This is a genomic window from Methylobacterium goesingense, assembly GCF_022179225.1.
In the GTDB taxonomy this organism is placed as follows: Bacteria; Pseudomonadota; Alphaproteobacteria; order Rhizobiales; family Beijerinckiaceae; genus Methylobacterium; species Methylobacterium goesingense.
In genome coordinates this window covers 22,307-29,221 of the sequence record NZ_BPQL01000037.1, presented here as the reverse complement: position 1 = coordinate 29,221, position 6,915 = coordinate 22,307, and the positions used below count along the sequence as shown (strand labels likewise).

10 protein-coding genes are annotated in these 6,915 nt (G+C 68.6%); all 10 read left to right on the top strand.

The genetic code is table 11. The features are described from left to right. On the top strand, nucleotides 1-726 hold a 726-nt coding region (locus tag MFF30_RS08025; protein WP_238278536.1), incomplete at its 5' end, for a terminase gpA endonuclease subunit. Nucleotides 727-728: 2 nt separating this feature from the next. Beyond that, complete coding sequence (locus MFF30_RS08020) at nucleotides 729-983, top strand: phage head-tail joining protein (protein ID WP_238278534.1); 255 nt, start codon at nucleotides 729-731, stop codon at nucleotides 981-983. Between the two features lie 58 nt (nucleotides 984-1,041). Then, a complete protein-coding gene (locus tag MFF30_RS08015; RefSeq protein ID WP_373320866.1) occupies nucleotides 1,042-2,601 on the top strand; it encodes a phage portal protein in 1,560 nt (519 codons plus the stop codon). Beyond that, nucleotides 2,598-3,500 carry a S49 family peptidase gene (locus MFF30_RS08010; protein WP_238278532.1) on the top strand — a complete coding sequence of 301 codons (903 nt, stop codon included), beginning with the start codon at nucleotides 2,598-2,600 and terminating at the stop codon, nucleotides 3,498-3,500. Before MFF30_RS08015 ends, MFF30_RS08010 begins: the two co-directional genes overlap by 4 nt. Nucleotides 3,501-3,576: 76 nt before the next feature. Beyond that, entirely contained in the window at nucleotides 3,577-4,161 is a 585-nt protein-coding gene (locus tag MFF30_RS08005; protein WP_238278530.1) for a hypothetical protein, read from the top strand. A gap of 2 nt (nucleotides 4,162-4,163) precedes the next feature. Beyond that, nucleotides 4,164-4,544 carry a head decoration protein gene (locus MFF30_RS08000; RefSeq protein WP_238278529.1) on the top strand — a complete coding sequence of 127 codons (381 nt, stop codon included), beginning with the start codon at nucleotides 4,164-4,166 and terminating at the stop codon, nucleotides 4,542-4,544. 4 nt (nucleotides 4,545-4,548) lie between these two features. Further along, a complete protein-coding gene (locus MFF30_RS07995; RefSeq protein ID WP_238278526.1) occupies nucleotides 4,549-5,604 on the top strand; it encodes a major capsid protein in 1,056 nt (351 codons plus the stop codon). An 11-nt stretch (nucleotides 5,605-5,615) separates the two neighbouring features. Then, a complete protein-coding gene (locus MFF30_RS07990) occupies nucleotides 5,616-5,894 on the top strand; it encodes a hypothetical protein (RefSeq protein ID WP_238278524.1) in 279 nt (92 codons plus the stop codon). Beyond that, nucleotides 5,891-6,247 carry a head-tail joining protein gene (locus tag MFF30_RS07985; protein WP_238278522.1) on the top strand — a complete coding sequence of 119 codons (357 nt, stop codon included), beginning with the start codon at nucleotides 5,891-5,893 and terminating at the stop codon, nucleotides 6,245-6,247. The genes MFF30_RS07990 and MFF30_RS07985 overlap by 4 nt, the downstream gene beginning before the upstream one ends. Beyond that, nucleotides 6,244-6,909: a DUF6441 family protein gene (locus MFF30_RS07980; protein ID WP_238278520.1), complete on the top strand. Its 666-nt coding sequence runs from the start codon at nucleotides 6,244-6,246 to the stop codon at nucleotides 6,907-6,909. Before MFF30_RS07985 ends, MFF30_RS07980 begins: the two co-directional genes overlap by 4 nt. The last annotated feature ends 6 nt before the right edge of the window (nucleotides 6,910-6,915 follow it).

Genomic DNA, 6,915 nt, shown 5'->3' with positions numbered 1-6,915 from the left:
CCCGGTGACACGGTTCGGGCCCAGGTCTGGAAAGACCTCGAGGCCATGTTCGACGAGACATGGGAGCACGAGAGCGGCGCCGACATGCGCGTTCGCGATTGGGGCGTGGATTCCAGCGGCTTCACCGCCGAGGTCTACGCCTTCGTCCGGACCCAGGCCGGGCGCGCCGTTCACGCGGTCGACGGCCAGGACAGCTACGCGGCGGCATTCCTCGGCGTGGGCGCCAAGGACGCGACCCCGGCAGGCAAGAAGCTGCGCCGCGGCCTGAAGACGATTCGAATCGGCGCTTCGTTCGCCAAGCAGGAACTCATGGGGTGCCTGGCGCTCCACCGCCCGCCCGAGGGCAAGCCCTTCCCAGCCGGCTTCGTCCACCTCCCGGACGACGTCACCGAGGATCAGGTCAAGCAGCTGACCGCCGAGGAGCTGGTCACTGCCGTGAAGCGGGGCCGAACCCGGCGCGAGTGGGTTCCGATCGGCGGACGGCGCAACGAGGTGCTGGACTGCGCGAACTATGCCCGTGGGCTCGCTGCCATGCGCGGCTGGGACCGCTGGCGTGAGGTCCACTGGCGCGACATCGAGGGTGCTCTGGGCATCGAGCGCACCCGCCCGGCCATCGCCCTGGATGAGGGCGTGCCGGAGGCGACGGTCGCGGCGGGATCGCTCGCCGCCCGCAATCTTCAGCGCGCCGGCAGCCGCCGCAGCAAGGTCCGAAGCCGGACGAGGTGACCATGGCCACGACCCCGGAACTCGATCTCGCGAAGATGCGGGTGCAGCTGGCCAAGCTGGATCAGCATATGGCCAGCGGCATCCTCACCATCGAGGGTGGCGACGGCATCGGGCGTGCAACGTACCGGTCCTACGCCGAGATGCGGGCCGCTCGGTCGGATCTCGTCGGCCGCATCAACGCTCTCGCGGCAACGATCGCGGCCGCACCGATTCGGCGAACCCGTCAGGTCGTCGTGACCAGCCGCAGCGGATGGTAGCGTGAACGCATATCGCGACGTCCGCATCAGCCTGAAGGGGGGCGGCCCGATCCAGCCGATGGCCATGGATCTCAGTGGCGGCACCGGGTTCGGCGCCGCGGCAGCTGAGACCGGACCCTACGATGTCGCCAACGGCTCCGGCCGCCGCTCACGTACTTGGCGTGTCGGCAGCTATGGCCCGAACACCGCGATTACGTACGCGCTCGACGAGTTGCGCCGGAAGTCGCGGGACCAGACCCGCAAGAATCCTTACGCCGGCGCAGTCGTCGACAAGCTCGTCTCGAACATCATCGGCACCGGCATCGCGCCCCGCTCAATCGCGGCGCGTTCCGTCGAGGGGCTGTCCGAGGAAGCCGCCGCCCAACGGAAGAAGGAGGATGCGGCGTTCCGCGCCGAGCTTCAGCGGCTGCACTTGGCCTGGACAGACGAGGCCGACGCCATCGGCGCCCACGACTATTACGGCCTGCAGGCTCTGGCCGTGCGCGGCATGGTCGAGGGCGGCGAGACCTTCACCCGTCTGCGTACGCGCCGCCCCGAGGACGGCCTGACCGTTCCGTTGCAGCTTCAGCTTCTCGAAGGCGATCACTGCCCTCATCTCAAGACCGATGCTGCGAACAACATTCGGCAGGGCATCCAGTACAACGCCATCGGGCGGCGCACCGGGTATTACCTCTACCGGGAGCATCCGGGCGACGGCATCCTGACACCGGCTGGTATCGAGGAGGCGTTGGTGCCGGCCACCGACGTCTGTCACCTCTACCGCGCGATGCGCCCCGGGCAGGACCGCGGCGAGCCCTGGTTGGCCCGAGCGCTGCGCACGCTCTACGACCTCGACGGCTACCTCGACGCGGAGCTCGTTCGGAAGAAGAACGCCGCGCGTTTCCTCGGCTTCATCACGAAGAAGATCCAGGACGATCTCGATTCCGGCCCAGGCAGCGGCGTGCTTGGGACCGATCCGGCGGAGGATGACGGAGGCGCTGTCCTCGACCTTGAGCCAGCCACCCTCCAAGTGCTGGCCGAGGGAGAGGAGGTCACCTTCAGCGACCCAAAGGACGTCGGGCCGAACTTCGACATGTTCGTACGCCAGTCGCTACGCGGCGTCGCGGTCGCGGCCGGTGTCCTCTACGAGGAGCTGAGCGGGGACTACGCCCAGGGCAACGACCGCACCCTGCGCGCGGCGCTCAACAGCTTCCGCCGTTCCATCGAGATGTGGCAATTCCACCTCGTCGTCTTCCAGTTCTGCCGTCCGGTGTTCCGACGCTGGGTCGACCTCGCCCTGCTCTCCGGTGCCCTGAAGCTGCCCGAGGGAATGACCCGGCAGGACGCCTACGCGGTGAACTGGATCCCGCCGTCATGGCCGTACATCCACCCGGTGCAGGACGTCGAAGGCAAGATCCTCGAGATCCAGTCGGGCCTCTCCACCCGCACGCGTAAGGTCGCCGAGGGTGGCTACGACGCCGAGACGCTCGACGCCGAACAGCGAGCGGACAACGATCGGGCCGACGCTCTGGGCCTCGTCTACTCCAGCGACGGCCGCCAGAAGGCGAAGGCTCCGACTACGCAGCCTGAGGCCCCGTCCGAGCCGAACCCCGCGACACCACCCGAAGGGCAGCAATGACCAGCGCGCTCCGCGCCCTGACGGCCGAGCCGTGGGCGATCCGACCCGACTACCTGCACTTCATGGCCAGCCTCGCCAGCCTCGACCGCGACGGCCGCGCCGGGCGGCGCTCTGCTGAGGGCGAAGACTGGTTCCGCCTCGACCTGCAAGCCGCCGCCGGCCCGACTGCGCAGCGCCTGGACGGCGCGCGCTACGCCATGCTGACCCGAGAGGGCGTCGCCATCGTGCCCATCGTTGGCCCGATCTTCCCGCGCGCCAACCTGATGACCGAAATGTCCGGCACCGGCTGCTCGGCCGCCATGCTCGCCCGAGACCTGCAGCTTGCACGGGACAGCGCGGACGTCGGCGCCATCCTGCTCATGGTGGATTCACCCGGTGGATCGCCCACCGGCATCAACGCGCTCGCCGATCAGATCTACGCCATGCGGGGCCGGAAGCGCGTGCTCGCTCATGTCAGCGGCACCTGCGCCTCTGCCGCCTACTGGCTGGCCTCGGCCGCAGGCGAACTCGTCACCGAGAAGACCGGCGTCGTCGGCTCGATCGGCGTCGTGGCAGCCATCCCGAAGCAAGTCGAGCCCGACGCCTCGGGAAACATGTCGATCGAGATCGTCTCGTCCAGCGCCCCGAACAAGCGCCCGGACCCGCAGACCGAGGAAGGCGCGGCCGAGATCCGCTCCCTCCTTGACGGTATTGAGGACCAGTTCGTGGCCGACGTCGCCCGCGGTCGTAAGACGACCCCGGCGCGCGTCCGCACCGACTTCGGCGCGGGTGGTGTGAAGGTCGGCGCGGCCGCGGTCGCCGCCGGCATGGCCGACCGTGTTCAATCCTACGACCGCAGCTTCCGCGAGCTGGCCCAGACGGCCGCGAACGAGCGGGTCGCTCGGGCTGCCCAACGGTAGCCGAACCCCATCCACGGCGAAGGCCTGGACCCGGCGCTCCGCGCCACCACCCATCCTCTCATCCCTGGAGAAGTGAATGCCCGGCGATCTCGCTGGCCTTCGGCGCGACCGCGCGAAGGCATCCGACCGCATGAACGAACTGGCGACCGCCGCGCGCGGCCGCTCGATGACCGACGACGAGCAGCGCGACTTCGACGTCTCCGCCTCTCAGGTGAAGGACCTCGACGCCCGGATCGTCTCACTCGTGGCCGAGGGCCAGCGCACCGACACCGCGGCGATCGCCCGCGCCGATGCCGCGCAGATCGCCAAGCTCTGCGTCGACGGCGGCGTGCCCGGCATGGCCGCCACCCTCCTGGCCGAGGGCGTCAGCGTGGACGACGCCAAGACCCGGATCGCGGCTGCGGGCGAGGCCAAAAACCTCGTGACGCTCGCCCGTCGCAAGGACAGCAGCATCCCCGAGGACCTAGCCACCACGATGCTGGCCGACGGCAAGACGGTCGCGGATGTCCGCGCCGCCCTCTTCGACAAGCTCGTCGCTGGTGAGGAGAAGACCTCGATCTCTTCTCACGTTCCCGCCGCGCTCGGCAACGCCGGCGCATCCGCATCCGCCAGCAGCATGGAGCGCGAGCTCAAGCGGGCCGGCATGAAGAAGGACGCCTGATCATGGCCCTGCTCGAAACCGCTCAGGTCGGCTCCGACTGGTTGAAGATGGAGGACGGCAGCTACCGCAGCCGCGACACCGCCATCATCGCCTCCGGCTCCGGCAAGCTGAAGACCGGCACCGTCCTCGCCCTGGTGACCGCCACCGGCAAGTACGTTCCGGCTGCGGCCACCGGCGCCGACGGTTCGCAGACCGCCGTGGCGGTCCTGTTCACCTCCGTCGACGCCACCAGCGCCGACCAGCGGGCCGTGATCGTCTCGCGGCACGCCCTCGTGAGCCACAACGGCCTCACCTACGGATCCACCATCAACGATGCGACGAAGCGCGCAGCGGCCAACGGCCAGCTGAAGGCGGTGGGCATCATCGTCCGCGAAGGAGCCTGAACCGATGCCCGAGATCCTCGACATCTTCAATCAGGACGCCTTCGCGGCGTCCGCACTGACCGGCAACATCTCGATGGTGCCGAACGCCTACGGGCGGATCAACGCGCTCGGCCTGTTCACGCCCGAGCCGATCCCGACCACGACCGTCACCGTGTTCATCGAGAACGGCGTGCTCAACCTGCTGCCGACCCGCCCGCGGGGTGGCCCGGCGACGCTCGGCACCCGCGGCAGGCAGAAGCCGAAGGCCTTCTCCGTTCCGCACATCCCGCACGAGGACAGCGTCCTCGCCACGGACGTGCAGAACATGCTGGCGCTCACTTCTGGCGGGGCCGCCGGCCTGGAGACCGTGCTCGGCTTCCTTAACCGGAAGCTGATCACGATGCGGCGCAAGCACGCCATCACCCTCGAGAACCTGCGCATGGGGGCCGTGAAGGGCATCATCCGCGATTCCGATGGCAGCGTGCTGCTCAACCTCTTCACGGAGTTCGGCGTCACCGAGCAGGTCGTGGACTTCCTCCTCGGCACGCCTGGGACGGATGTGCTTGGCAAGTGCCAGGACGTCTCCGGGTACATGGAAGACAACCTCCTCGGCGAGACGATGACGACCGTTCATGCGCTCTGCTCCCCGGAGTGGTTCCGCAAGTTCACCACGCACGCCAGCGTCAAGGAGGCCTTCAAGTACTACCAGTCTGGCCCCCAGATCCTGCGCGAGGACGTCCGCAAGGGCTTCCAGTTCGGCGGCATCACCTTCGAGGAGTACCGCGGCAGCGCGTCCTTCCTGCAGGAGGACGGGACCACCAGCGTGCCGCAGCGCTTCATCCCGGCCGGCGACGTGCGGTTCATCCCGCTCGGTACGACCGACACCTTCACGAACTACTGGGCGCCCCCGGACTTCTGGGGAAGCGTGAACCAGGCGCCCGCCGGCGCCGACGCCGAGGTGTTCGTGGCCCCGCTCGAGCCGAAGAAGTTCGGCAAGGGCATGGACATCCACACCGAGTCGAACCCGCTCCCGCTCGTGAAGCGCCCCGCGCTCCTCGTGCGCGGCACCACCTCGAACTGACGGAGGCGACCATGCGGTTGCGCGAGAAGGGCAAGAAGGACGGCGAGGTCGTCACCCTCGGCTGGGACGAGGCGCAGACCGCGCTTCAGGCCGGCACCCACGATGTGGTCAACGACGCCGATGACGGCAGGGCGATCTCCGGCGAGAAGGGTCCCGAGCCCGACCCGCCCGCCGACGACCTCGACGCCAAGACCAACGCAGAACTGGAGGCGCTGGCCAAGGAGCGCGGCCTCGACACCAGCAGGGCCAAGACCAAGGCCGACCTGATCGCGGTGCTGCGCAAGCCGTGAACGCCTTCCAGGCCATGGTCGACGCCCAGTTCGAAGACCTGAACCTGGGCAGCGACGCAATCTGGCGTGCGGGCGGGGCCGAAGAGGGCCTGCCCGTGCGCATCCGTTACCGATCGCCCGAGGGGATCGTCGGGCTGCAGGGCAATCAGTTCGATCTGAGCGCCATGCTGCTCGACATCCGCCTCTCCGAGGTCGCCGAGCCGGCCGAGGGCGACGTCGTGGACGTTCTGGACGACGAGGGCGCCATCCGGGAGACGATCAAGGTCATCGGGTTGGCGGGAATCGACGCCCGGAAGCTCGTCCGAACCTGCGAAGTCGCGCTTCTGGCTCCCGACGACCCCGACGACCCATGAAATTCTCCGCGCAGGTCCCGGATGTGCGCGCGCTGCTCTCCGGGACGGAGGTTCAGGTCGCGAAATCGGTCACCGCCGGCATGCGGGACGTCACCGAGGGCCTGAAACAGGATCTGCGCGACGATGTCGTGGCCGCAGGCCTCGGAAAACGCCTCTCCAACACCTGGCGGGGCCTGACATTCCCGAAGACGGGCGACAGCACCGAGGCCTCGGCCTACCTCTACTCGAATGCGGCCAAGCTGATCGACGCTTTCGATCGCGGCGTCACCATCACGACGAAAACGGGCAAATATCTCGCGATCCCGACCCCGGATGCGGGCGTTCGGCAGATCTCGAAGCGCCGGACGAAGGGCTCGACGAACAACGGGCTGACGCCAGCGGCCTGGGAGCGCGAAACGGGCGTGAAGCTGCGCTTCGTGCCCTCGAAATCGGGCGGCGTGCTGGTGGCGGATGCGTTCTACCGGCGCCAGGCCGCCCGCTACCAGGGGCGCAAGTCGTTCCGGGCCATTCAGGAGGCCGGGCCGACCTCGGGGCGGAAGTTCGTCGTGATCTTCGTGCTCGTCCGGCAGGCCAAGCTGCGCAAGCGCCTGGACGTTGAGGCGACCGCCAAACAGTGGGCCGAGCGGGTTCCCAGCGCCATCGCCGCGAAATGGACGCTCTGAGGCAGG

Coding starts and splice junctions, on each gene's coding strand:
- MFF30_RS07980 (WP_238278520.1), top strand. CDS start 6,244: ATGAAATTCTCCGCGCAGGTCCCGGATGTGCGCGCGCTGCTCTCCGGG.
- MFF30_RS08010 (WP_238278532.1), top strand. CDS start 2,598: ATGACCAGCGCGCTCCGCGCCCTGACGGCCGAGCCGTGGGCGATCCGA.
- MFF30_RS07990 (WP_238278524.1), top strand. CDS start 5,616: ATGCGGTTGCGCGAGAAGGGCAAGAAGGACGGCGAGGTCGTCACCCTC.
- MFF30_RS08005 (WP_238278530.1), top strand. CDS start 3,577: ATGCCCGGCGATCTCGCTGGCCTTCGGCGCGACCGCGCGAAGGCATCC.
- MFF30_RS07995 (WP_238278526.1), top strand. CDS start 4,549: ATGCCCGAGATCCTCGACATCTTCAATCAGGACGCCTTCGCGGCGTCC.
- MFF30_RS08000 (WP_238278529.1), top strand. CDS start 4,164: ATGGCCCTGCTCGAAACCGCTCAGGTCGGCTCCGACTGGTTGAAGATG.
- MFF30_RS08020 (WP_238278534.1), top strand. CDS start 729: ATGGCCACGACCCCGGAACTCGATCTCGCGAAGATGCGGGTGCAGCTG.
- MFF30_RS08015 (WP_373320866.1), top strand. CDS start 1,042: ATGGCCATGGATCTCAGTGGCGGCACCGGGTTCGGCGCCGCGGCAGCT.